Source organism: Dactylosporangium sp. NPDC049742, assembly GCF_040674675.1.
Classification (GTDB): Bacteria; Actinomycetota; Actinomycetes; order Mycobacteriales; family Micromonosporaceae; genus Dactylosporangium; species Dactylosporangium maewongense.
Map to the genome: position 1 here is coordinate 62344 of NZ_JBFANF010000019.1, position 24058 is coordinate 86401.

Annotated in this window: 21 protein-coding genes; 16 read left to right on the plus strand and 5 right to left on the minus strand. The window is 72.4% G+C overall.

The features are described 5' to 3' along the window. Positions 1 to 33 precede the first annotated feature (33 nt). The gene (locus AB0J72_RS23640) at positions 34 to 2883 is read right to left on the minus strand and encodes an FtsX-like permease family protein (RefSeq protein WP_363402041.1); all 2850 of its coding nucleotides are present in this window, start codon (positions 2881 to 2883) and stop codon (positions 34 to 36) included. Between the two features lie 234 nt (positions 2884 to 3117). Between AB0J72_RS23640 and AB0J72_RS23645 the strand changes: the two genes are divergently transcribed. The 6 genes from AB0J72_RS23645 (at position 3118) to AB0J72_RS23670 (ending at position 11840) form a co-directional block, all read left to right on the plus strand. Further along, the gene (locus AB0J72_RS23645) at positions 3118 to 3591 is read left to right on the plus strand and encodes a hypothetical protein (protein WP_363402043.1); all 474 of its coding nucleotides are present in this window, start codon (positions 3118 to 3120) and stop codon (positions 3589 to 3591) included. Between the two features lie 111 nt (positions 3592 to 3702). After that, positions 3703 to 4140, plus strand: coding sequence for an RICIN domain-containing protein (locus tag AB0J72_RS23650; protein WP_363402045.1), 438 nt, complete (start codon positions 3703 to 3705; stop codon positions 4138 to 4140). Positions 4141 to 4502: 362 nt separating this feature from the next. Beyond that, positions 4503 to 8021: a M28 family peptidase gene (locus tag AB0J72_RS23655; protein ID WP_363402047.1), complete on the plus strand. Its 3519-nt coding sequence runs from the start codon at positions 4503 to 4505 to the stop codon at positions 8019 to 8021. A gap of 144 nt (positions 8022 to 8165) precedes the next feature. Further along, the gene (locus AB0J72_RS23660; RefSeq protein WP_363402049.1) at positions 8166 to 9626 is read left to right on the plus strand and encodes a M28 family peptidase; all 1461 of its coding nucleotides are present in this window, start codon (positions 8166 to 8168) and stop codon (positions 9624 to 9626) included. Positions 9627 to 9893: 267 nt separating this feature from the next. After that, positions 9894 to 10979 (plus strand): cellulose binding domain-containing protein, encoded by a 1086-nt coding sequence (locus AB0J72_RS23665; RefSeq protein ID WP_363402051.1) that lies wholly within the window; start codon positions 9894 to 9896, stop codon positions 10977 to 10979. A gap of 309 nt (positions 10980 to 11288) precedes the next feature. Continuing rightward, positions 11289 to 11840: a DUF1062 domain-containing protein gene (locus tag AB0J72_RS23670; protein ID WP_363402053.1), complete on the plus strand. Its 552-nt coding sequence runs from the start codon at positions 11289 to 11291 to the stop codon at positions 11838 to 11840. A 61-nt stretch (positions 11841 to 11901) separates the two neighbouring features. On the opposite strand, the gene AB0J72_RS23675 is transcribed toward AB0J72_RS23670, so the two are convergent. Continuing rightward, positions 11902 to 12879 carry a TIGR04222 domain-containing membrane protein gene (locus AB0J72_RS23675; RefSeq protein ID WP_363402055.1) on the minus strand — a complete coding sequence of 326 codons (978 nt, stop codon included), beginning with the start codon at positions 12877 to 12879 and terminating at the stop codon, positions 11902 to 11904. Between the two features lie 278 nt (positions 12880 to 13157). On the opposite strand from AB0J72_RS23675, the gene AB0J72_RS23680 reads away from it, so the two are divergent. Then, positions 13158 to 14573, plus strand: coding sequence for a hypothetical protein (locus AB0J72_RS23680; RefSeq protein WP_363402057.1), 1416 nt, complete (start codon positions 13158 to 13160; stop codon positions 14571 to 14573). 18 nt (positions 14574 to 14591) lie between these two features. On the opposite strand, the gene AB0J72_RS23685 is transcribed toward AB0J72_RS23680, so the two are convergent. Beyond that, positions 14592 to 15524, minus strand: a complete 933-nt coding sequence (locus tag AB0J72_RS23685) for a hypothetical protein (RefSeq protein ID WP_363402059.1) — start codon at positions 15522 to 15524, stop codon at positions 14592 to 14594. 112 nt (positions 15525 to 15636) lie between these two features. On the opposite strand from AB0J72_RS23685, the gene AB0J72_RS23690 reads away from it, so the two are divergent. Beyond that, positions 15637 to 16905, plus strand: coding sequence for a hypothetical protein (locus tag AB0J72_RS23690; RefSeq protein ID WP_363402061.1), 1269 nt, complete (start codon positions 15637 to 15639; stop codon positions 16903 to 16905). Positions 16906 to 16964: 59 nt separating this feature from the next. Here AB0J72_RS23690 and AB0J72_RS23695 read toward each other — a convergent pair whose 3' ends face one another. Then, entirely contained in the window at positions 16965 to 18698 is a 1734-nt protein-coding gene (locus AB0J72_RS23695) for a protein kinase (RefSeq protein ID WP_363402063.1), read from the minus strand. Between the two features lie 140 nt (positions 18699 to 18838). On the opposite strand from AB0J72_RS23695, the gene AB0J72_RS23700 reads away from it, so the two are divergent. The 8 genes from AB0J72_RS23700 to AB0J72_RS23735 all read left to right on the plus strand — a co-directional run bounded on the left by AB0J72_RS23700 (position 18839) and on the right by AB0J72_RS23735 (position 23467). Next, positions 18839 to 19522: a hypothetical protein gene (locus AB0J72_RS23700; RefSeq protein ID WP_363402065.1), complete on the plus strand. Its 684-nt coding sequence runs from the start codon at positions 18839 to 18841 to the stop codon at positions 19520 to 19522. A 195-nt stretch (positions 19523 to 19717) separates the two neighbouring features. Continuing rightward, complete coding sequence (locus AB0J72_RS23705; RefSeq protein ID WP_344506491.1) at positions 19718 to 19984, plus strand: hypothetical protein; 267 nt, start codon at positions 19718 to 19720, stop codon at positions 19982 to 19984. After that, positions 19984 to 20211: a hypothetical protein gene (locus AB0J72_RS23710; protein WP_363402068.1), complete on the plus strand. Its 228-nt coding sequence runs from the start codon at positions 19984 to 19986 to the stop codon at positions 20209 to 20211. The genes AB0J72_RS23705 and AB0J72_RS23710 overlap by 1 nt, the downstream gene beginning before the upstream one ends. Before the next feature lie 100 nt (positions 20212 to 20311). Further along, the gene (locus AB0J72_RS23715) at positions 20312 to 20602 is read left to right on the plus strand and encodes a WXG100 family type VII secretion target (protein WP_344506488.1); all 291 of its coding nucleotides are present in this window, start codon (positions 20312 to 20314) and stop codon (positions 20600 to 20602) included. Between the two features lie 7 nt (positions 20603 to 20609). Beyond that, positions 20610 to 20885, plus strand: a complete 276-nt coding sequence (locus AB0J72_RS23720) for a hypothetical protein (protein ID WP_363402070.1) — start codon at positions 20610 to 20612, stop codon at positions 20883 to 20885. Further along, positions 20882 to 22009 carry a hypothetical protein gene (locus AB0J72_RS23725; RefSeq protein WP_363402072.1) on the plus strand — a complete coding sequence of 376 codons (1128 nt, stop codon included), beginning with the start codon at positions 20882 to 20884 and terminating at the stop codon, positions 22007 to 22009. Before AB0J72_RS23720 ends, AB0J72_RS23725 begins: the two co-directional genes overlap by 4 nt. Then, entirely contained in the window at positions 22006 to 22608 is a 603-nt protein-coding gene (locus AB0J72_RS23730) for a hypothetical protein (protein WP_363402074.1), read from the plus strand. Before AB0J72_RS23725 ends, AB0J72_RS23730 begins: the two co-directional genes overlap by 4 nt. Before the next feature lie 43 nt (positions 22609 to 22651). Continuing rightward, positions 22652 to 23467 (plus strand): hypothetical protein, encoded by an 816-nt coding sequence (locus AB0J72_RS23735; protein WP_363402076.1) that lies wholly within the window; start codon positions 22652 to 22654, stop codon positions 23465 to 23467. 12 nt (positions 23468 to 23479) lie between these two features. On the opposite strand, the gene AB0J72_RS23740 is transcribed toward AB0J72_RS23735, so the two are convergent. Beyond that, positions 23480 to 23818 carry an Imm51 family immunity protein gene (locus tag AB0J72_RS23740; protein ID WP_363402078.1) on the minus strand — a complete coding sequence of 113 codons (339 nt, stop codon included), beginning with the start codon at positions 23816 to 23818 and terminating at the stop codon, positions 23480 to 23482. Between the last annotated feature and the right edge of the window lie 240 nt (positions 23819 to 24058).

Here is a 24058-nt window from a genome sequence, read left to right on the forward strand (position 1 = left end):
GACCTGAGCTGCGGGAATGCCTTGTCGGCGCGGTCACTCCTCGGCCAGGAGTTGGGCGATCGGCAGGCGGTGGAGGATCGCGATCGGCACCGTCGCCGCGACGGCGGACACGGCGACGCCCGCGGTGAGGGCGATCGCCGCGCACCACACGAGCGGGGTGGTGAGCGCACCGGAGAACAGTGCCGCGGCGCCCAGTCCGACGCCCGCGCCGGTGGCACCGCCGAGCACGCCGATGGCGACGGCCTCGGTGACGACGAGCCGGCGGAGCAGGCCGTCGTGCCAGCCGGCGGCGCCGAGCAGCGCCAGCTCGCCGGAGCGTTCGGAGATCCCGAGGAACAGCACGTCGGCGACGGACGCGACGCCGAGCGCGATGGTGACGGCGACGGCGAGGTAGTCGACGGTGCGGGCCTGCACCGCGATCGCCTCGCCGAGGAGCGTCCCGACGACCGCGCCGCGGAACGCGAAGGTGATGGCCAGCAGCATGGTGAGCGCGGCGACGCCGATGGCGAGGCTGCCGGCGCCCAGGGCCGCCCGGCCCGGTGTCCGTGCCAGGTAGGTCAGGGCGAGCCCGGTCACCCGCCGCGGGCCGCGCCGCCTGGCGGACGGTGCCGACACGGCGGGCCGGACGGCCACCGCGGGGTCGGGTCTGGCCGCCCGCAGCGCCGGCCACAGTCCCGCCGCGACGGCGAGGAGCAGCGCGACGGGGATCGCCAGCAGCGCGCGCGGCCAGCCGATGTCGAGCCCGAACGCGGCGGCGAGCGGCACCGCGAGCAGGGTCCCCGCGATGCCGGCGGCCAGGCCGATGCCGGTGATCTCGGTGAGGAGCAGGTGGAGCAGCTGTCTTCGGCTCCAGCCGAGGCAGGCGAGCACGCCGAGGTCGGTGCGCCGGGCGCGGGTGGCGGCGTTGGTGGCGTTGAGCACGGCGAGGGCGCACACGACGAGCACGAGGCCGGACAGCAGGACGCTCTTGCGGTCGGCCGCGTGTACCAGTACCGCTGCGACGCCCTTCCTGACCCACGGTTCTGACACGGCGAGGTCCGGCCGCCCGAACCTGCCCGCCGGGTATTGGACGGTGACGCCGGTGGGTGACGAGCCGAGCGTGATGTCGACCTGGAGGCCGGTGCGGCGGGCGAGCTGCTCGGCGACGAGCCGCACCCGTTCGCGGTCGGCGGCGCCCATGCCGACGGTGCCGGCGAGCCGGACCCGCACCATGCTGATCGGTGCCGCGCGGTTGAGCTGGTACTCCGGGTACTCCGGCTTCGTGCCGTATCCGTCGGGGCCGAAGATGACCGGCAGCGCACCCATCGTCGTCAGCATCAGCGGCGGCTGGCTGAGCAGGCCGCTGACGTTGGCGTTCGGCTCCAGGCGCCGGCCGTTCAGGGCTTTGCGGGATGCGTCGTCGGCGCCCTCGGCTCCGGGGTTGAAGTACGTGTCCATCGGGACCGCGGAGAGCGCGCCGCCCAGCCGTACCCGGGACGGGTCGAACGTGCCGACGGCGTCGAGCGCGACGTCCGGCATGGCGATGTCGCCGGGTTGGACGTCGTGCTCGGCGGTGATGTTCGGGTGTGCGGCGACGGCTCCCCGCACGCCGGTGTCGGCGAACTCCATCGGCACGGGGTGGCCGCTGTCGCCGGCGTCGGCGCCGAGTCCCCAGATCTTGAGGTCGTAGGGCGCGGGCTCGGTCCGCAGGCCGTCGCCGTCGGCGGTGGTCCTGGCGGGTCCGACGGTCCAGAACCGGTCCAGCCACAGGGTGTTGGACACCGCCATGTCGTCGGGGCCGCGTTCGAACGGGTGGCGCAGCCGGTCGACCATGTCCTGGTACGGCCCGTCGATCGGGACCGTGCGGGTCGCGAGCCGGGTGCCCGGTTGGCCGTCCAGCGCGGCGCGGAGGCCGCGGTTGTCGGTGCCGGCCCGGACCAGGTCGACGGCCGCGCCGCCGAGCCGCTGGATCTGCAGTTCGAGCCGGGCGTCGAGCTGCGGCTTGTCGGCGACGAGGATCGGCAGCGAGTCGTAGGGGTACGGCATGCCGTCGAGCCGTCGCTGTGCGGGCTGCTCGCCGGCGGTGAAGTACCTGCCCGAGGTGACCGCGGTGTCGAGCCCGGCGAGCGCGGCCTCGGCCCCGGGGTCGACGGCGGCCATCAGGAACGGCACCGACCAGGCGAGGGTGACGACCGGCGCCACCGGATCGCCGAACACGTCGCGGGAGCCGGGCCCGCCGACGCAGGTGAGCGAGGAGCGGCCCGTCAGGTCGGTCGGGTCGATGAAGTCCCGTTCGCCCACGGACTGCACGACGGGGCAGACCTGCCGGCGGCCGCCGCCCGGGTCGACCTCTTCGGCGGGTGGGATGCCTTCGCCGCCACTCATCTCGCTGAGCTGCTTCTGGTGCAGCACGTTCCGGGTCGAGTACAGGTAGGCCGCGCCGTCCGGGATGCGCGACAGGCCGGCGTCGGTGACCCAGGTCGGCTGCACCTTGATCACCTGGCGTTCGGCGGCCGGGTCGAGGTCGGCGCCGAGCTGCACGGTGACTGGGACGGTCCGGATGACGTAGCCGATGACGGCGACGGGTGCGGCGACGGCGACGCCCGGCACGTGCTGGATCTGGTGCCACTGCTCGACGGTGATGCCCCCGCGCAGCCCGGCGAGCTGGCCCGACTGCACCAGGTTGCGCTGCTGTTCCAGCGGCAGGACGCTGCCGGTCGGGCGGATGAGGATGTCGTACGCGGGGCGGAAGTTGGCCTCGACGGTGCCGGTGGCGTCGAGCCGGGCCGTGACGGCGGCCGCGGTCAGCAGGGTGAAGCCGACGACCGCGACGGTGATCATCGACAGCAGCGCGAGCGACCGTCGGAAGCGGACTCGCCACTGCGCCGCGGCCATGCCAAGCATCGATCGCCCCCGTCCTCATGCTCTCCGGGGGATGTTATCGCTCACATCCTGCGGTGCCTACTGGTTGTCCATGTCTGTGTCCGCCGGACTTTCGAGACGCTTTGGGGTGGTCGTCCAGGGCTACGTATTGCCAGACTTCGATTCGTGCTTCTGATGCGCGGCCCGCGCCGGAATTACCGCCGATGTCGGTACACGCGCGATGTGAGCGATCACAGGAACGGAAGGAGCGCCGCATTGCGAACGTCTGCCCGTCGTGTCGTCGCCGCCATGCTCGGAGCGCTGTCGCTGGCATCCGCGACCGTCGCCTCCGCCGCCGTCCAACCGCCCCGGGCCGCGGCGCCGCTCGCCGCGGCGAACCTCCTTGACCACACCGCCCTGCTCAACGAGGTCGGCGGGCGGTCCTGGTTCGAGAGCAACGTCCCGTTCGTCGAGCTTCCCGACACCGAGATCCAGCGCGTCTACTACTACCGGTTCGACACGCTGCGCCGCGCGTTCAAGTCCACGCGGCCCGGCACCGGCCACGTCGTCAACGAGTTCCAGCCGCCCGTGTTCTGGTCGGCGCAGTACGGCGGCATCGCACTGAACCCGTGGCACAACAACCGCGACGGCCGCTGGCTGCGCGCGACGCGGTCGCCATCGGCCGCCTCGCGCAGTTCGCGGGCGACACCGGCCTCGCCGACGAGTTCACCGGCAAGGCCCAGGCGTTGAAGGCGAACGTGCAGGGCACGCTGTGGGACGCGTCCCGGTCGTTCTTCTACGAACGGATGAAGGACAACGCGCTGCAGGAGTACGGCCAGCATCCCGACGGCGGCGCCCGCAATGCGAGCCTGCCGACCCGCTCACCTACCGGTGGATCTACGACGGCGCCGACCACAGCGAGCACTACAACCACTCCGCCTACCCGGACCACGTCCTGAGCGGGCTGCTGGGGCTGCGGCTGCCGTCCAGGTCGTCAACAACAGCACCGGCAAGTGCCTCGCCGTCGACGCGGCCGGCACCGGCAACGGCGTCCCGATCGTGCAGCAGACCTGCGCGTCCGGCTCGGCCGCGCAGCGCTTCACGTTCGTGCCCACCGACGCCGGCTACTACCGGATCGTCTCGCAGCTCAGCGGGCGGGTGGTCGACATCGCCGGGGTCAGCGCCGCGCAGGGCGCCAAGACGATCCAGTGGGACTACCTCGGCGGCCGGAACCAGCAGTGGAAGCCGGCCGCGCAGGGCTACGGCGGATGGACGTTCGTCGCCCGGCACACCAGCTGAGCCACAGCACGTCGGCCGGGCTCACATCCCATCGGCCGGGCCGGCACGCACCTGACGCGATCGCCCCCGGTGCTCCTCGTCTCCGATGGTCATCGCCTGTGCGCGGACGGTACTGATCGCAGGCCCGGTGGCGTCCCCCGGCGGTACGCGGCATGCGGCCCATTTGTCGGCGTCTCTTGACGGGGCACCTGGTCATCCCCTTGAATGCTGGGTGTTACTGAACTAGTAACAAGAGTTAACCACCTTGTTGCGCCGCACCTCGGGCGGACTTGGTGCAGGCAGAACCCCCATCTGTCATCCCGGTCCGGGTCGGGCGGCCACCGCCGCTCCCGCCGCCGGACCGGTCGTCAAGAGGAGCCAATGTGAGACGCACACTCGCGCTGCGCGGGGGCGTGACGGTCGCCGCCGCCGTCGCCGTCGTGCTGGCCGCCACCATGGTGACGGCCGCCGCGACCCGCCCGCCGGACCCCGGCCCGCCCCAGAAGGCCGCCGTCGCGCCTGAGGTGGCCGCCGAGCAGTTCCTCGGCGCCGAGCCCGCCAAGGTGCACCGGTCGCCGGAGGACCGCTTCGACCGCAGGTCGGTCGTGCGGCAGGAGGGGCTGCGGTACGTGTCGTACGAGCGCACCCACCGTGGCCTGCCGGTCCGGGGCGGCGACTTCGTCGTCGTCACCGACGCGAACGGCACGGTGCTGAGCGTCAACGGCGCGCAGGAGACCGCGCTCGACGTCACGACCACCGCCAAGATCGATGCCGCCAAGGCGACGGAAGCCGCGAAGACGCAGCTGTCGAAGGTCCTGACCGCCTACCCGCCCAGGCTGGTCGTCCTCGCCCGCGGCAAGGGCCGGCTCGCCTACGAGGTCGTCCTCGAGGGCACCGCCGCCGGCAAGCCCGGCAAGCTGCACGTCTACGTCGACGCCATGACCGGCACCGCGCTGCCCGAGGAGACCTGGGACGAGGTCGTCGCCGCGACCGGCAACGGCTACTACAACGGCCAGGTCACCATCGACACGTCGGGCTCCGGCTCGTCGTACTCGATGACCGACCCGAACCGGCCCGGCATCTCCTGCGGCGGTCAGGGCGGCACGCCCTACACCAAGACCACCAACACCTGGGGCAACGGGACGGGCACCAACCTGGAGACCGCCTGCGTCGACGTGATGTACGCCGTCGAGCAGGAGTGGGACATGCTCAGCAGCTGGCTGGGGCGCAACGGGATCAACGGCGCCGGCCGTGGCTACCCCGCCCGGGTCGGGCTCGCGGAGGTCAACGCGTACTGGAACGGCTCGTACACCAACTTCGGCCGCAACTCGGCCGGCACCGGCCAGGCGACCCCGATCGACGTCGTCGCGCACGAGTACGGCCACGCCATCTTCCAGACCACGCCCGGCGGCGCCGGCAGCGGCAACGAGAACGGCGGCCTCAACGAGTCGACCGGTGACATCTTCGGCGCGCTGACCGAGGCCTACGCCAACAACCCGAACGACCCCGCGGACTACGACGTCGGCGAGGAGGTCAACCTCACCGGCTCCGGCCCGATCCGGTACATGTACAACCCGTCGCGGATCAGCGGGAACCCGAACTGCTACAGCAGCTCCATCCCGAGCACCGAGGTGCACGCCGCCGCCGGCCCGCAGAATCACTGGTTCTACCTCCTGGCGGAGGGCAGCAACCCGGGCGGCGGCAAGCCCACCAGCCCGACCTGCAACAACACGACCGTGACGGGCATCGGCATCCAGAAGGCCGGCCGGATCTTCCTCGGCGGGCTCAACCGCAAGACCTCGGCCTGGAACCACGCCGCCGCCCGGCTGGCGACCGTCCGCGCCGCGGTCGAGCTGTACCCGAACAGCAACGCCGAGTGCGCGACGGTCAAGGCGGCGTGGAGCGCGATCAGCGTCAACGCCCAGTCCGGTGAGCCGGCGTGCCCGATCGGCGGCGGCAACGACTTCTCGGTCACGGTCAGCCCGACCTCGACCAGCGTCACCGCCGGCCAGGCCGCCACGGTCACCGTGAGCACGGCGGTCACCTCCGGCAACGCGCAGAGCGTGGCACTGTCCGCGAGCGGCCTGCCGGCCGGCGCGTCCGCCACGTTCACCCCGGCGACCGTCCAGTCGGGCGGCACGTCGAGCCTGCGGATCAGCACGGCGGCGAGCACGCCGGCGGGGTCGTACACCGTGACGATCCTCGGCGACGGAGTCAGCGCCGACCGGACGGCGACGCTCGGCCTCACCGTCACCGGTGGCGGCAACCCGGGCACCGCCCCGGACATCAGCGTCGGCAACGTGCGGGCGCACCTCACCCAGTTCCAGACGATCGCCACGAACAACGGCGGCAACCGGTACTCCGGCCGCGCCGGCTACACCGCCTCGCTGCAGTACGTCGAGCAGCGGCTGCAGGCGGCGGGCTACACCGTGACCCGGCAGACCTGCACGTCGTGCACGACCGGCTCGGTGAACCTCATCGCCGAATGGCGCGGCGGTGACGCCAACCAGGTGCTCATGCTCGGCGCGCACCTCGACGGCGTCGCGGCGGGTCCCGGCATCAACGACAACGGCTCCGGCTCGGCGGTGCTGCTCGAGGTCGCCCTGGCCCTGGCGCAGCAGAACCCGACGATGACCAAGCGCGTCCGCTTCGGCTGGTGGTCCGACGAGGAGCAGGGCCTGCGCGGCTCCGCCTTCTACGTCAACCAGCTCCCGGCGACCGAACGCACGAAGATCCGCGCGTACTGGAACTTCGACATGGTCGGCTCCCGTAACGCCGGCTACTTCATCAACAACATCACCACCACGGCGGCGCAGCCGCTGAAGGCCTACTACGACTCGATCGGCGTGCAGACCGAGGAGAACGTCGAGGGCGCCAACCGCTCCGACGACGCCTCGTTCCGCAACGCCGGCATCGCCTCCAGCGGCATCGCCGCGGGTGCCTCGGCCACCAAGACCACGGCCCAGGCGCAGAAGTGGGGCGGCACGGCCGGCGCGGCCTACGACTCCTGCTACCACAGCTCGTGCGACACGATCAGCAACGTCGCCGATGTACCGCTGGACCGCAGCGCCGACGCGGTGGCCTACGCGGTGTGGAACCAGGCGGTCGGCGGCCAGTCGTCCGACGACTTCAGCCTGTCGCTGAACCCCACCTCCGGTTCGGTGACGCCCGGCGGGTCGGTGACCACGACGGTGGCCACGCAGGTGACGTCCGGCTCGGCGCAGACCGTGGCGCTGTCGGCGTCCGGGCTGCCGGCCGGTGCCACCGCGGTGTTCACTCCGGCGTCGGTACCGGCGGGCTCCACGTCGACGCTGCGCATCAGCACCACCGCGTCGACCCCCGCGGGCACCTACACGGTGACGGCCCTCGGTGACGGGACCGCGGCCGACCGGACGGCGACGTTCACGCTCACCGTCGACGGCGGCGGGCAGGACACGTTCTCGCTGTCGCTGAACCCGGCCTCGGGTTCGGTGCCGCCCGGCGGGTCCACGACGGTGACGGTCGGCACGCAGACCACGTCGGGCAACCCGCAGGCCGTCGCGCTGTCGGTCAGCGGGCTGCCGGCCGGCGCCACCGCGGCGTTCGACCCGGCGACGGTGCAGTCCGGCGGTGCGTCGACGCTGACGATCAGCACCACCGCGGCGACGCCGGCGGGCACCTACACGCTCACCGTGCTCGGTGACGGCGCGTCGGTGGACCGGACCGCCACGTACACGCTGACCGTCACCGGCGGTGGCGGCGGCTGCTCGGGCGTGCCGACGTGGAGCGCCACGACCCCGTACGTCCCGGGTGACCGCGTGTCCTACAACGGCCGCCTGTGGAACAGCACCTGGTACTCGACCGGTGCCGAGCCGGGCGCGCCCGGCTCGTGGGCGGTCTGGACCGACGCCGGGGCCTGCTGACCCCGGATCCTGACAGGTGGGTGCCCGGCTGCGGCGGGCACCCACCGCTGGTATGTCCAGGCTGGTATGCCCTCGATCACTTGTGACGTCGGATCGAAGTATGCGAATCTCGCGCAACCCCTACTCCGATCGAGGAGCTCTTTGATGAGACCCCGTTCAGCGGCGCTGACCCTGACCGCGTCCGCCGCACTCCTGCTCGTCGGCGCGGGCCTGGCGATCCCGGCCTTCGCCGCGCCGTCGGCCGGTGTCACGCCCGCGCTCGCCGCGGCGCCGGACATCGCCGTGGCGAACGTGCAGGCGCACCTGACCCAGCTGGGCTCCATCGCGTCCAGCAACGGCGGCACGCGCCGCAGCGGCACCGCCGGCTACACCGCGTCCGTCGCCTACATCAAGGGCAAGCTGCAGGCCGCCGGGTACACGGTGGCCGAGCAGACGTGCACCAGCTGCACGTACCGGGCGAACAACCTCATCGCCGACTGGCCGGGCGGGCCCAGCGACCAGATCACCATGTTCGGCGCCCACCTCGACAGCGTCGCGGCCGGCCCGGGCATCAACGACAACGGCTCCGGCTCGGCGACGCTGCTGGAGAACGCGCTGGTCCTCGCCCAGCAGAACCCGACCATGAGCCGGCACGTCCGCTTCGCCTGGTGGGCCGGCGAGGAGCAGGGCCTGCAGGGCTCCGCCTTCTACGCCAACGCCCTCACCACCACCCAGCGCACGCAGATCAAGGCGTACTACAACTTCGACATGATCGGCTCGCCCAACGGCGGCTACTTCATCAACCACATCACCTCCGCCGCCGCGGCGCCGATGAAGGCGTACTGGGACTCCCTCGGCCTGCAGCCGGAGGAGAACACCGAGGGCGCCGGCCGCTCCGACGACTACTCCTTCGAGCGCGTCGGCATCCCGACCTCCGGCTACGCCGCCGGCGCCAGCGCCCGCAAGACCTCCGCGCAGGCGGCGAAGTGGGGCGGCACCGCCAACAGCGCCTACGACTCCTGCTACCACCAGTCCTGCGACACCACCAGCAACATCAACGCCACGGTCCTGAACCGCGCCGCCGACGGCGTCGCCGCGACCATCTGGCAGACCTCGGTCGGCGGCTCCACCACCCCGCCGCCCACCACGCCCCCGCCGACCGGCGGCACCTGCAGCGGCCAGAAGCTGCTCAACCCCGGCTTCGAGTCCGGCGCCACCTCGTGGACCGGCACCAGCGGCGCCATCGGCCAGTGGGCCTCGCAGGGCCAGCCCGCCCGCACCGGCACGTACTCCGCCTGGCTGCTCGGCTACGGCTCCACCCACACCGAGTCCATCTCCCAGGCGGTCACCATCCCCGCCGGCTGCTCGGCGACCCTGACCTTCTACGCGCACATCGACTCCGCCGAGACGACCACCACGACGGCGTACGACAAACTGACCATCACGGCCGGCTCGACCACCCTCGGCACGCTGTCCAACCTGAACAAGGCCTCCGGGTACGCCCTGCGCACGTACAGCCTGAACGCGTTCGCCGGCCAGACCGTCACCATCAAGTTCAACGGCACGGAGGACTCGTCACTGCAGACGTCCTTCGTCATCGACGACACCGCCGTCACGCTCAGCTGACCACCGCCCGCGGAAGCCGCGACGCCCCGGTCCGACGACCGGGGCGTCGCGTGCTCGCCCGCGCGGAGGGGTGTGACAGCTGCGGACGCGACGGCACCAGGCCCGGGATCCGTGCTTGTGGCGATGTACCTTTCACCACCCACCGACCCCGCTGAGCAGCGACGACGATAAATGTCGGGCAGTTGTTTCGCGAGTCGGCGGAAGGCTGCCTAGCGTCCGCATGCAGGAGCGTTCCCGTCGCTCCATCGACGCAGGCAAGGAGGCAGCATGAGAAACACGCTGCGCGCCGCCGCCGCGACCGGTCTGCTCGCCGCAGCAGGCATGGTGGCGCTGGTGGGTTCCGCCCAGCCGGCCCTGGCCGACACGCAGATCTGTGAGACCTACGGGTCCACGACGATCGGCGGCCGGTACGTGGTCATGAACAACAACTGGGGCAACAGCGCCACCCAGTGCATCAACGTGACGAGCACGGGCTTCTCGATCTCGCAGATCAACGCGAACAAGCCCACCAACGGGGCACCGGCGTCCTACCCCGCCATCTACGTCGGCTGCCACTACAGCAACTGCTCGCCGGGCACCAACCTGCCGATGCAGATCAGCGCGATCAGCTCCGCGCAGACCAGCATCTCGTACAGCTACGTCGGCGGCACGTACGACGCGGCGTACGACATCTGGATGGACCCCACCCCGAAGACGAACGGCGTCAACGCGACCGAGATCATGATCTGGTTCAACCGCCAGGGCTCGATCCAGCCGGTCGGCAGCCGCGTCGGCAGCGCGTCCATCGCCAGCCGGACCTGGGAGGTCTGGCAGGGCAACAACGGCGGCAACGACGTGGTGTCCTACGTCGCGCCGTCGCCGATCAGCAGCTGGAGCTTCGACGCGAAGGCGTTCATCAACGACGTCATCAGCCGGGGCAAGGCGACCACCTCGTGGTACCTGACGAGCATGCAGGCCGGCTTCGAGCCGTGGATCGGTGGTCAGGGCCTCGCCGTCACCGCGTTCTCCGCCTCCATCAACGGCGGTGGCGGTGGGGGAGGCGGCGGTGGTGGCGGCGGCGGTACCGCCGGCTGCTCCGCCACGTACCGGACGACCAACAGCTGGCAGGGTGGCTTCCAGGGCGAGGTGACGGTGCGCAACACCGGCACGTCCGGCATCTCCAGCTGGAGCACCACCTGGTCCGGCGGCAGCGCCACGATCAGCAACCTGTGGAACGGCAAGGTCACCTCGACCTCGCCGATCACCGTCCGCAACGAGACCTACAACGGCTCCCTCGGCGCGAACGCGACCACCACGTACGGCTTCACCGCCGGCGGCACCGCCCCGTCGTCGGTGAGCTGCACCGCCGCCTGACCCAACAGAACCGAGGCCGGCTCCGCACCCGTGGCGGAGCCGGCCTTTCCGTCCTGTCCGAAAAACCGTTTGAGCGCACCTGGTGCGTGCTCGTAGGTTGCCTGTGGCCCGTCGCCGCGAGGACAGAGGACAACCGCGTGACCCCGCCCGCTCTGTAGACCTGACGCTCTTCCGCTCGCCTTCAGGCCGACCTTCCCGTCGGTCCCGCCGGGCTGCCCACGTGCGCCCGCGCACGCAGCGTTCGAGGCCGCGCTTCCGGCCTCGGGTCAGGTCTTCAGAGAGATCATCATGTCGTCACAACCTCATACCGTGCTGTCCTGGACCGTCCGCCGGACCAGGCTGCCGCTGCTGTCGCTGCGGTGCCTGGACTGCCGGTCGGAGTCCGCCACCACCGGCGAGGGCAGGTTCCGCGTCAACGCCAACGGCAAGCTGCTGGACGTGTGGCTCCTCGTGCGGTGCGTGTCCTGCGACCGCACGAGCAAGCTCACCGTGCACGAGCGGACGCCGGTCAGATCCGTCGACCCGGCCCGCCTCGACGGGTACCACGCCAACGATCCGGACCTGGTGGCCGCCACGCTGCTGGATCCGCTGCTCGCCCGGCGCAGCCGGTTCGCCCTGGACTGGCGGGGCGCCTGGCGGCTGGAGACGCCGCCGGCCCGCCCGGACGTGACGTGGCCGGTCCAGGTGGAGGTCACCTTCGCCGACCCGGTCCCGGTACGCCCGGACCGGCTCATCGCCGAGCATCTCGGCCTCACCAGGTCCGAAGTACTGCACCGGGTCAAGAGCGACGTCTCGCTGCGCCGCCCGACGACCACGGGCTTCACGTTCCTGGTGATAGGGGAGGCCGCTGTACGCGGCTGACCGGCTCACGGGTCGGTGGCGACCGCCGCCGGGTCGCCGGCCCGGCGGCGGTCGTCGCAGGTCAGCCGCCGCAACCGCTGCTGCTGCCGCCGCCTCCACCGCATGATGAGCCGCTGCCGCACGACGACGAGCCGCAGCTGGTGGTGGAGCTGGGCATCTCGGTGCTGCCGTTGGAGGACGAGGTGCCGCGCCGGGCGTGCGATGCGGGCGCCCGGCGCGGCGGAGGGGCGGGGCGCGGGCGCAGGCCGGCGGCGAAGACCGGGTCGCCGGCGCGCAGCGCGCTGTCGCCCCACAGGGCCACGGCCATGGCCGCTCCCGCCGGACCGTAGGTGGTCCAGGACGGGTTGAGCTGCGGTGCCAGATGCCGGTGCTCGTGCCGGGCGTCCGCCCAGATCGACGAGGCGTCCCGCGCCCGCGGCTCGTCGAGGTGGACGACCATGAGCAGGACCGCGCCGTACGCGATGAGCGAGAGGACCAGGGAGTCGACCGGCCGGTGGTTGACCAGCCCGGCGACCAGCCGGACCGCGCCGACGACGAGCAGCGCGCCCAGCGGCACCCAGCCGCGGACCGCGAGCCGGCGCTCCCGTGCGCGGTCGGCGCGCAACCCCCGCCGGCGCAGGTCGGCGTCGACCGCGTCGAGCGCCGCCGCGACCACCGCGACGAGTTGCAGGTCACGGGCCGGCGTCGGGACCCGGACCGTCGCGAACAGCGCCCGCTCCAGCGGCGTCGCGCCGGCCGGCAACGCGTCGTCACCCCCGAACGCCGCGCTCCGCGACACCACACCACCGGCCGCCTCGACCGCACCCCTGGCCCGCAGCGCGGCGAGCCCGGCGTCGACGGCACCCGGCCGTTGCGCGTTCACCATCGCGAGCTGCTCGGCGGTGAGCCCGGTGGTGTCCGGCCGCTCCAGCCGCCGCGTCCGCAGCCACCGCCACAGCAGCGGCCCGCCGACGGCGAGCACCCCCGCCGCGTGGAACAGCCAGAGAAACACCGGTCCGGAGACGCCCCACGCCTCGCCGGCCGCAACGATCGTTCCCATTCGCCCACCCCCGTGACCGATGTCGTGCCCTCATTGTCGGCATCGACCGGCGTCGTCTGTCACGGTCGTGCCGGCACGCTTGAGCAACTCTTGCTCCAGGCTCCGCCGCCGGCGTCACGGGTATGAGGGCCCGCATCTTGAAGACGTTCGGCGACGGGCCGTTGATACATGGAGCGTGATTGACTTCCGATCAACAGGTCGCACACATTCGGACAGTCGGTGTGCTGACGGCTTCATACGGTGATGGAAACCCATCCACCGTTGTGAGGGGGAGCGCCATGCTGTCCGACTTCTACATCCCTGGCGGGTACAGCGCCAAGCACGCCGACATCGTGTACTTCGACCGGGAGAGCACGAATCCCGGTGCGGTCGAGCGTGCCAAGCTGGCGGCGATCGGGCAGCTGCCCGCGGCCGCGGTCATCGACCTCATCGGGTTCGCGTCCGACGACGAGTACCACGACAAGCCCGACGAGCGGGCCGCGCTGATCGAGGGCCGGCTGAGCAACATCGAGTTGGCGTTGGAGGAGGTCGCCGGCTGGCGGGGCGAGGTGCACAAGAAGATCGAGCCCGCGAACAACGCACCCGACGTGGACTCCCGCCGGCTGCGCCGGGTGACGGTGGCGGTGCGGCCCGACCGGCAGCAGCCGGCGGCGAAGCTGGCACCGGCGCACCGCAAGGCGCCCGCGTCGATCCTCAACGCCAGGGCGACGGCTTACACGTACGCGGCGAAGACAGCCCTCGCGTTGCAGAAGGCCGGCCACGACGACATGATCGCGGCGCGGGCGCGGCAGTTCTTCGGCGACGACGTCGACCTGCGGGACCTGGCCGAGCGGATGCGGAAGCTCGCGACGTTCATCTACTCGCTCGTCGAGTGGACCCCCGGTCCGCCCGAGCCGCGCACGCCCCACTTCCGTTACATGGCGTACGGCGCCAGCAGGAAGGCGGCGACGGGCGGCCATGACGCGAGTGCCCGCATCACCTTCGGGCCGCAGTACGTCGAGGCGAAAGCCGCGCAGCAGACCTACACGTTCCTGCACGAGTCGTCCCACGCCGCCCTGCACACGAAGGACGTGTCGTACACGGTACGGCGGCGGTTCTTCCTGCTGGACGGGCGGGACGCGCTGCGCAACGCCGACAGCATCGCGCTCTTCGTCATGCTGGCGATGGACCCCGACTTCACCGCGCGGAAGTTCGCACCGCAGGACGGCTACACCGGACTGTCGCTGCCGCAGATCGACGTCGCGAGGCGGGCGATCGCCGACGTCGAGACCTGGCTGGGCCTGGCCGCACACCACGTCGACCATCTCTACCGAAAGGTCTGGCAGCGTCTGCTCAACCGGGGCGCCACCGCCATCGACGAGGACGTCCGCGGCGCGGTCGCCAAGGCGTTCCCGGGCGCGCTGCAGGACACCCTCGCACGACCCGACGACATCGTCCTGACCGGCATCCACTGGCGGCTGAAGGAGATCCGGGCCCTCATGGACAAGCCGCTGCAGGTGGTCGCGGCGGACACCCCGGCGGCGCTCAGCCCGGGGACGCTGGTGCTCCCGCCCCTCTTCTTCGACCTGGAGCCCGCCGACCGCCGGGAGGTCCTCATCAACCAGATGGCCGGCCAGGTGCCCGCGATCCCGCCGTACCACGCGCCGGGCTACGCCCACCTGGTCGCCGTCCTGGCCAACCTGAAGCAGTTCTGACCCCGGCAGGCGACGGCCTCAGGACCACCTGACGACGGTGAGGCCGTCGCCGGCGGTGACCGGGCCGCGCAGCACCACGCTGTCGTGCTCGCCGAGCAGGAGCGCGTCGCCGAGCGGTGCGTGGTGCTCGTAGGCACCCTCGACCGCGAGGGTGTCCGGCCGATGGACCGTCACGCCGTGGCGGCGGGCCACCACGATCCTGCCCGCGCTGTCCGCGCCCAGCACCTCGACCGCGTCCGCGCTGATGGCCGCCTGCCGCAACGGCTGCAGCGTGTACGCGTCGAACGCCACGAGCTGCGCCGGCCTCACGTCCCAGACGTTCGTCGCGCGGGGATCGTCCTCCCGGACCCCGCACAACGCCACGACCTCGTCGCCGACCAGGGCCGCTCCCATGCCATGCGCCACGCTGTACCGGTCGGCGCAGCGCCCGGTCGACACGTCGAGGTCGGTCACCACCGCGTGGTGGAGGGACCAGCAGCGCTGCCGGCCGTCGGGCAGCCGGTGCACGAGCGCCGGTGCGCCCATCCTGACCGTCTTGAGCACCGCGCCGTCCACCCGGGACACCAGCTTCATCGACCTGCCGAAGAATCCGGAGATCCCGAGTACATCGCCGGACAGCGCCACCATGCGGCCCTGATACGTGCCCAGGCCCTTGCGGAGGTTCGCGGACGTCCGCGACAGCGAGGCCAGACTGATCCGGCAGAGCCCGAACGTGGCCAGCGCCCACGCGCCGTCGTGGTGGCCGCTGTCGTCGTCGAAGACGACCGCGCGCAGGTCACCGGAGACGGCCTTGCCGATCCGGACGTCGCCGGCGAAGGCGTCACATTGGTACAGCTTGCCGTTCGGCAGCGTGGACAGGACGCTCGCCGTGCCGGGCACCCGGACCAGGTCCGCCCCGTACCCGGTCGGCGATGTGACCGGCAGCTTCCACCGCAGCGTCTCGAACCGCACGGGGGAGACTCTGACCGCCGAAGATCACCGAGTCAACCGCCCGCTGGCGGCGCCGGGCGAGCAGGGTGAATCGCCTCCATCGTAACGGCGGGCGGCGGGGTGGGTCACTCGGGTGAACGAACGCTGTCGATCCGGGGCAAGCCGGGCCTATGGTTGCCGTCCGCGACACCGGCGATCGGTTCGGAGGTTTCCGCTGTACGTCAACGACGCCTACCTCGCCCACTACAACAAGCCCGTCCGGCTCCGCCTCTGGGGGCTGGCCAACAACCCCGCGCTGCCGGGAGCACTGCTGCGCCGCCTACTTGACGAGCAGCTGACCGAGGTCGAACTGGCCCTGGAGGAGCGGTCGGTCTGGACCGACGAGCAGGTCGACGTCATGGTGAAGCACCCGCGGGTCGAGGTGCGTCGCCTGCTCGCACGGGCGCACCACGTCCGGGCCGAGCAGTGTGACCGGCTGGTCGACGATCCGGACGTCTACGTGCGGCGGGCGCTCGCCACGGCGTTCCGGGTCTGGCCGGCCCTGCCCGAAGTCGTCCTGGAGCGGGAGCCGCTGACCCGCGCCGCGGCCGAGACGATGGTCGCCGCCGACCGCCCGTACACCCGCGAACAGGCCGCGGCGCACCCGGACCTGCCGGTCGATCTCGTCGAGCGGCTCGCCGCCGACCCGGACCATGGGGTCCGCCTGGCCGTGTCCATGCGTCCCGAACTGACCGAGGAGCAGCGCGCGGTGATCGGCTACCGGATCGGGCCAGAGGACCGGATCCAGCCGGCGCTGTGGGCGCGCTACACCCGCGACCCGGAGGTGCAGCGGCGGTGCGCGACGTCGGCGCACATCGGTCTGCGGCGCAGTGTCGCGCTGAACGAGCACCTGGCGCCGGACCTCGTCGCCGTGCTCACCGGGGACGCGGACTTTGCCGTCCGGCTCCTGCTGTGCGAGACCCACGCGGCGGTGCCGGCCGAGATCGTGATCGCCACATTCCTGAATGTGCGGACGAGGACCTGGGGCCGGTTGCTGAGGCATCCCGCGATCCGGCGGGACAGCCTGGCGCACCTCGCGGACGACCCCGACCCACGCCGCCGGGCGTTCACCGTCTTCGACCGTGCGGTGCCCGCCGACGTCATCGAACGGTTGAGCCACGACCCCGAACCGATCGTGCGCGGCTGGTGCGCCGACGATGCCCGCCTGTCACCGGGGCGGGTGCTCGACCTGTTCGGCGACCCGGTCACCACCAGGCCGGCCGCCGCCAACCCGCGGCTGCCGGTGGCGGTCATGCGGACGATCATCGACGCCGCCGCCGGCCTGAACGACGAGGCCGTGCCGAGTGGCATGGCCGTCGAACTGGGCAACGGGTCACCGGAGCAGCTGCCGCCGGCCGGGTGAGTGCCCACGCGCGAGGGGCGGCGCTCACCGTTGAGTGCCGCCCCTGTGCCAGTACAACGTCAGGACTCGAAGACCTTCGGGTCGCCGACGACGGCCTGGGCCTGGTACATCTGGCCGGTGAACACGACCCGCAGCCGCAGGCAGCCGGTGACGGTGACCTTCAGGTCCTCCGGGTGGCCGAGGGTGACCTGCTTGTCGAACACGGACGTGTTGTCGGCGAAGACCTGGACCCGGATCGGGACGTTCGGCTTGCTGTGGTCCTCGATGCCGACGATGCCGGTCAGGGTCGTGTACTTGCGGGACAGGTTGATGTCGATCGTCGCCTCGACCACCCTGGTCGTGCCGTTGTTGCAGCAGCTGAAGCCGCTGGACCAGCCGCTCACCGACTTCTTGCCGTTGATGTCGATGTCGGTGGCGGTGTAGTACATGTCGGTGTGGCCGGCGATGAAGCCGGCCTCGTATGCGGCGTTGCCGGACAGCCGCAGGCCGAAGGCGGCGCCCTCGTTGAAGCTGGGCGACACCGACGGGTCCGCCGAGGCGGACGCGGGCGACGACGCCTCGTCGGTGAGCGCCGCCTTGGTGTCGGTCGGGCTCGGCGGGGCGGCCGCCGTCGTCGGTGCCGGGTTCGCGCCGGCCGTCGTGGTGGTCGCGGTGCCCTTCGCCGAGTTGTCGGACGGGTCGTCGCCGCCGCTCATCCCGTAGGCGACGGCACCGCCGGCGAGGGCGAGCACGACCGCGGCCGCCGCGACGGCGATGACGACCGTGCGCCGGCGGCCACCGCCGGCGGGCGGGGCGGGCACGGGCGCGCGCAGCGGCGACACCCCGGCCATCGGCGGCGGCATGAACGTGCCGGTCGCGGTCTGGTCCGCGGCCGCGAACGTCGGCGGCAGCATGCCCAGCCCGCCGCCGGACTCGGTGACCTGCGACAGGGTGTCGGTGAGCGAGCCGAGCCAGACCCGCAGGTTCGGCGGGCGGTGCGTGGGCGGCGCGGCCAGGGCCTGCATGAGCTGGTTGACCAGCGCGGGCCGGCGGGCGCTGATCGGGTTGGTGCGCAGCCGCTGGTCGACCGCGGCCAGGTCGGGGCCGCCGTGCGGGCCGACCGGCGGGGGCTCGCCGAGGATGGTGTGCACGACGGTCGCGGCGAACGCGAACCGGTCCGCCGCCGGCGACGTGCGCCCGTCCGGGCCGAAGAGCTCCGGCGCCGCGTACGGGCGGCTCCGCCCGACCCTGCCGCCGCCGTCGGTGAGACGGGTCAGGCCGAGGTCGACCAGTACCGTGGACCCGTCCGGGCGGATCACGATGTTGCTGGGCTTGACGTCGCCGTGCGCGACCGGCACCGCCGTCTGCGCGCCGGAGTGCATCTCGTCGAGGGCGGAGGCGACGGTGGTCAGCGTCCGCAGCCGGGCCGACACGCTCGCGTCCGGGTGCTCGTCGAGCCACTCGCGCATGGTGACGCCCTCGATGTGGTCCATGACGACGTACCGCATGGCGCCCGCCGGTGCGGTGCCGGCGCGGTGCCGCGGCGGACCGGTGAACACCTCCAGGACCCGCACCAGCCCGGGGTGGCTGATGCTGCGCAGCAGGTGACCGTGCCGGACCCAGTCCTCCTCCGAGTCCTGCCCGGGGACGCCCGCGGGCAGGATCTTCACCGCGACGTTCCGGCGGCCCTCGGCCGACAGCGGCAGGATCGCGGTCCAGACCTCGCCCTCGGCGCCGCCACCGAGGCAGCTGATCAGCTGGTACGTCTCCGGCGCCGACTGCGGTCCGACCCAGAACCGGTCGTCATCGGTCATTGTGCAACTCCCCAGGGGCTTCTGTGGTCAGCGTCAGACACCGTTTCATGCGCTTGTCCTACAGCAAAGGCACATCCGGATCGCAATCGATGACCGACCGGCCCAGTCGCGCACCTGGCCGGTTTGTCAGAGTGCTCGGCATGACCGCTGCGATCCAGGTGCTGTGCCGCGACCGCGACGGCGTGCTGCACAGCGGCCCGCCCCGGCCCGTCACCCCCGGCGAGGCGGTGCTCGTCGGCCGGGAGGGTGACCTGGCGCTCGGCGTCGAGCCCGCCGACCCGAAGGTGTCGCGGCGGGCGGTGGAGGTCACCCGGACGGGGTCCGGCTGGCGGGTCGACGTCACCAACCGCAACGGTGTCGTCGTCCACCCGTGGGGCCAGCCGCCCGGGCTCGCCCCCGCGAGCAGCGTGCACGTGTGGCCGCGGGTCGCGTTGCGCGTCGCCGGCCGGCCGGAGCTGCAGCACTGGGTCCTGCTGACCGACGACACGCTGCGGGTGCCGCGGCCCGTGCCGGTGCCCGGCACGTCGCTGACCGAGACCGCGGACCAGCCGAGGCCGCTGACCTGGCCGCAGGAGGAGGCGGTGCGGGAGCTGTTCGCCGAGCTGCTCGCCTGGCCACCGCTGGTGCCGGCGACCCCGCTGCAGCTCAAGCAGGTCGGCACCCGGCTCGGGCTGAAGACCGAGACGGTGCAGCGGCGGCTCGAGGAGGTGCGCAAGAAGGCGGTCGCGCTCGGCCTGGCCCGCACCGGCTCGCTCACCGACCCGGAGTATCTGTACGTGCTGGTCCGCGCCGGCTACCTGGAGCCCGCCGGCGACGCCCGCTGAACGAGGCTGGATCACGGGACACAGCGTGCCCGGTCCGCGGCGGGCGCACGAGACTGCTGCACAGCAGTCTCGTGCCGGCGTGTGACCGCGTGGTGACCTGATCGGGCAACGCCGCATGGGGCGCCGGGCTGGTCCGTCAGGAGGGGGAGCCCGGCGCCCGACCCACGCGGCGACACCTCGGAGTAGGAGCACGCCATGCATTGGAGCGCATACGAAGTGTTCTCGGTCCTGTCCGGGATCGTCCTGATCGGGCTGGCGCTGGTGCCGTCGATGAAGGCCAAGGACCGGGCCTGGTCGGCGCTGGGCGGGATCGCGTTCGCCGGCTACGGCTTCTACGTCGCCGGCCAGGACAGCGGCACCTGGACGTTCCCGGTCGTCATCTTCGTCATCCCGTTCGCGGCGGTGCTGTACCTGCTGGTCGCGAAGTTCGGCAAGGGCAGCACCGAGGACGGTGACCGGTGATGAGCGACGCACCCCGCACCCGGCCCGGCGCCGGCGACATCATCGGCCGGGTCATCTTCGGCGGCTTCTGGAGCGCGGTGACGCTCGGCGCGGTCATCTTCGCGTTCAGCAGCTTCTCCGGCGGCAACAGCGGCCCCGGCCTGGGCGCCCTCGTCGTCGCCGTCCTCACCGGCCTGTACGCGCGGTACATCTTCCGCGGCGGCCGGATCCGGTTCCTGTTCTTCTGATACCGCTCTTCGGACGGGGGAAGTCCGGCCGCGGGTCCGATGATCGGGCCCGCGGGCCGGGGCTACGGTATCCACTCTTCGACGAAAGGCAGTGACCCCGATGCCAGCCGGAACGTTCGACACCGCCGAGATCGCCAACCACGCCGCGCTCACCAGGCAGCGCGCCGCCGACCTGGAGCAGGCCGTCGCGAACCTGCGGGCCGCCGCCAGCCAGCTCGCCGCGGTCTGGACCGGCCCCGGCGCGCAGGCCTTCCAGAACACCCGCACCCAGTGGGAGAAGGCGGTCGTGCCGCTGCAGGAGACCCTCGACGCGATGGGGCAGGCGCTCGGTCAGGCGGGCACCGCGTACGAGAGCACCGAGAGCTCGATCGCCAAGGCCTTCGGCGGCTGAGCCGGCCGTGCGAGCCTCCTACGACACCACCGCGATGCGTGGCTGCGCCGACCAGCTCGACGCCGCCACCACCGCCCTGACCGCCCTCACCCGCCAGCTGACCGCGCTGCCGCGGCACGCGGTGCCCGACGTCGTCGACGGCGCCCTGGACCGGCTCGGCCGCCGCGGCGTCGACCTGATCGCCGACATCGTCGAGGAGAGCCACGCCCTCGTCGACGGGCTGCGGCAGGCCGCGCACGCCTACGACGAGGTCGACCGGGCGCTCATGAGTACGTTCCAGTGACCGCGCGGACGAGCGGCCTGCTGCGCGGCGGCGACCCGGCCCCCGGCGACCCGGCCGCGGTGCGGCGGCTGGTCCTGCAGCTGCGCGACGCCGTCGACCGGATCGGCGACGCCACGGCCCTCATCAGAGCGGTCGGCGCCGACGGTACGGTGTGGACCGGCGCCGCCGCGTCCGCCTTCACCGCGCGGCGCACGCAGCTGCTGACCCGGCTCAACACCGCGCACTCCGCCTACGACGGCGCCGCCGACGCGTTGCAGCGCTGGCTGACCGGCCTCCAGCACGCCCAGGCGGAGGCGGCCGCGATCGTCGCGAAGGCGCACGCGCTGCCACCCGCCGACGGGCACCCGTCGCCGGCGCTGGCCGCGCTGCAGCACGCCAGGGACCGCCTCGAGGCACGCGCCCGCGCCGAGGCCCGCGCCTGCGCGCACGACGTGGAGGCCGCGACCGACGCCGTCGGGCAGTTCGCGCACGGATTCTGGCAGCACGTGTCCGACGAGCTCACCAAGGACCTCCTCGCCGCCAACCACGTGCTGGAGAAGGCGAGCGCGCTGCTGGGCATGGCGGCGCTGCTGACCTGCTGGATCCCGTTCGCGGGGGAGGTGTTCGCGACCGCGGCGCTGGCCACGTCGGCACTGCTGGTGGTGTCCGACGCGCTGCTGTTCGCCGGCGGCCACAAGTCCGGCAAGGAGCTGCTCGTCGACGCGGGCGGCCTGGCGCTCGGCGGCGCGGGCGGCGCGGCGAAGGGCGCCTTCGCGGCGGCCAAGGAGGCTTCCGTCTTCACGGCGGCGGCGAAGGAGGCTTCTGTCATGCGGCACGCCGCGGATGACGCGGAGCTGCTCGGGGCGTTGGCGGGCGCGGCCCGGGCGAACTCGTCGGCGGGCCTCGCCTTCCGGTCTGCGGTGTTCGACGCCGTGCACCCGATCCGGTCCGCGCAGGGCGGCATCATCGACGCTTCGGTGACCCGGCCGCTGATCGACCTCGCCCAGCACTACCGGCCGATGACGCTGCTGGAGCAGTGGCGGCCGTCGAACGTCACGCAGCTGGTGTCCGGCGCGGTCGTCACGGTCGACGCCGGCAACACCGTGCGCGAGTTCCGCCAGCAGATCCTGAGCGGGCAGCCGTGACCGGCTGGAGCACGTGGGCGGCGCCGCCGGTCAGCGTCGACCTGCCGCCGGGCTGGACCGTGCTGCGCACCGCCGCCGACGACCTCGACGCGCAGGTGACCGCCCTCCTGCTGGCCCAGCTGCCCGACGACGCGGCGCCGCAGCTGCGGGCCGAGGTCGCCGAACAGTGGCGGCAGGTCGCGCGGGTGTCCGCGGCCGCGGGCGCGGTCCTCGCCGGCTTCGGCGCGGCCGCCGACCCCGCCGCCGGCCAGCTGGTCAGCGCTTCCGTTCTGGTCGCGCCGCAGCGGTGGTACCGCAGCGACCCCGCCGAAACGGAGCTGCAAGGTCCACGGGACCGGCTCCGGTCGGCCGCCGGTGCCACGGAGCGGGCGCTGCGCCTGGTTCGCGCCGCGAGCCCGCTCGGCCCCCTGGCGGAGGTCGTCGCCGAGTACACCGTCACCCCACCGGCCGGTGACGCGTGGACGCTGGTGTTCCGCACGCCCGCGGTCCAGCACCTGGAGGAGCTCGTCGCGGTGTTCGACGCCGTCGCCGCCTCCCTCCGCGTCGCCGCGCCGCCCCCGCCGCCGGCGGACGAGGACGACGGCCCGGCGTTCAGCTGAAACCCGGGTGCGTGCCCGCGGCCATGACCATTACCGTTCGCGGGTGGCATCGAACCTCGAATGTGTCGGTCTCGGCTTCGACGACCGCGACGACTTCCAGCGCTTCGTCGCCGAGGCGCTGCGCACCGCCGACGTGCTTGGGCGCGACGGCGACCTGACCGTCCACCGGTGGCAGGACCCGAGCGGGGCACGCATCGTCGTCGCCACGAGGGGCCGGCATCTCGTGGAGTTCCTGCCGTCGTACGCCGGCACCCCCGGCCCGCTGCTCGCCGACGCCCACAACGCCAACGACGAGGTCACGATCGCCGACGTCGTCGACAAGGACGGCGACAAGATCGGGATGCTCGCCGCCGAGTTCGAGCAGCGACGGCTCCTGCCGCCGAAATCGTCGGGCGGCCTGGCGACGGTCGTCGCCCTGGGCGTCGACGTGGCCGTCCACGCCGACGCCGACGCGTTCGCCGCGTCCGACGACAGCCTGCTGAGCCCGCGCTCCTCCGACGAGCCGGACGAGCCACCCGCCCACTACGTCGAGAACGGCTGGCCGTGGCCACCCCGCATGGCGGCGAGCTCGTTCATCTCGTACGGCGTCTTCGGCGCACCCGAGAACGCCGAGGCCTACGCCCGCCTGAACGGCACGGTCCTGCACGCGGCCCGCAAGACCGTCGCGGCGACCGGGCAGCAGTTCATCACCGCCCGCGTATACTGTGGCGTCTTCGAGACCGACGTGTGCCTGCCCGCGACCGCCGACACGCCCGACCCGGTCCCCGGCAACGTCATCGGCGGAACGGTCTTCCTCGTCGCGTCGCTGCCCCAGCTCCCGCCTCCGAGCAAGCGCGGCTTCCTCCCCTGGAAGCGCTGACGCTGGTCCGGGTCAGTCGTCGAACCTGAATCCACGGGACTCGGCAACATCCACCAGGTGCCGGATCCGATCGCCGCTGACCGACACTTCCTGCAGCCGGGCGGCCAGTTCGTCGAGCGCGACCCGATCCGGGCCAGAGGCAAGGAACGCACCCGCCTCCGAGTCGAACTCAAAGCGACCGTCGAGGTGCGGCGCCTCGCCCATGATGAGCAGCTCGACGATCCCCTCCCAGAAGACGCCGCTCGGCTCGTGTCCAGCCTCGACAATCACGTCGTCCACCTCGGTGGTACCTGCGACAAGGCACAGACGGTGCTCGCCCGGCGCAATCTCCACGACCTCAATCGAACTCACCGCATGATCATGGGGTGCCGCCGCCCCGCCGACAAGCAACGCCGCACCCTCGGACCAGCTTTCAGCTGAGACGAACGACCGGCGCGCAGTCAGGTGGTGATGCTGTGAAGGTGTTGCGCTGCCCGTCGCGCGGTCGGGCGCCGGCTGGAAGGGGCGTGCTGCTGATCGGCGCGCTGACGAGCGGGCCAACCGCATCGATCTCCGAACAACGACGGGGTTGGGCACTGGTTGTCGATCGCT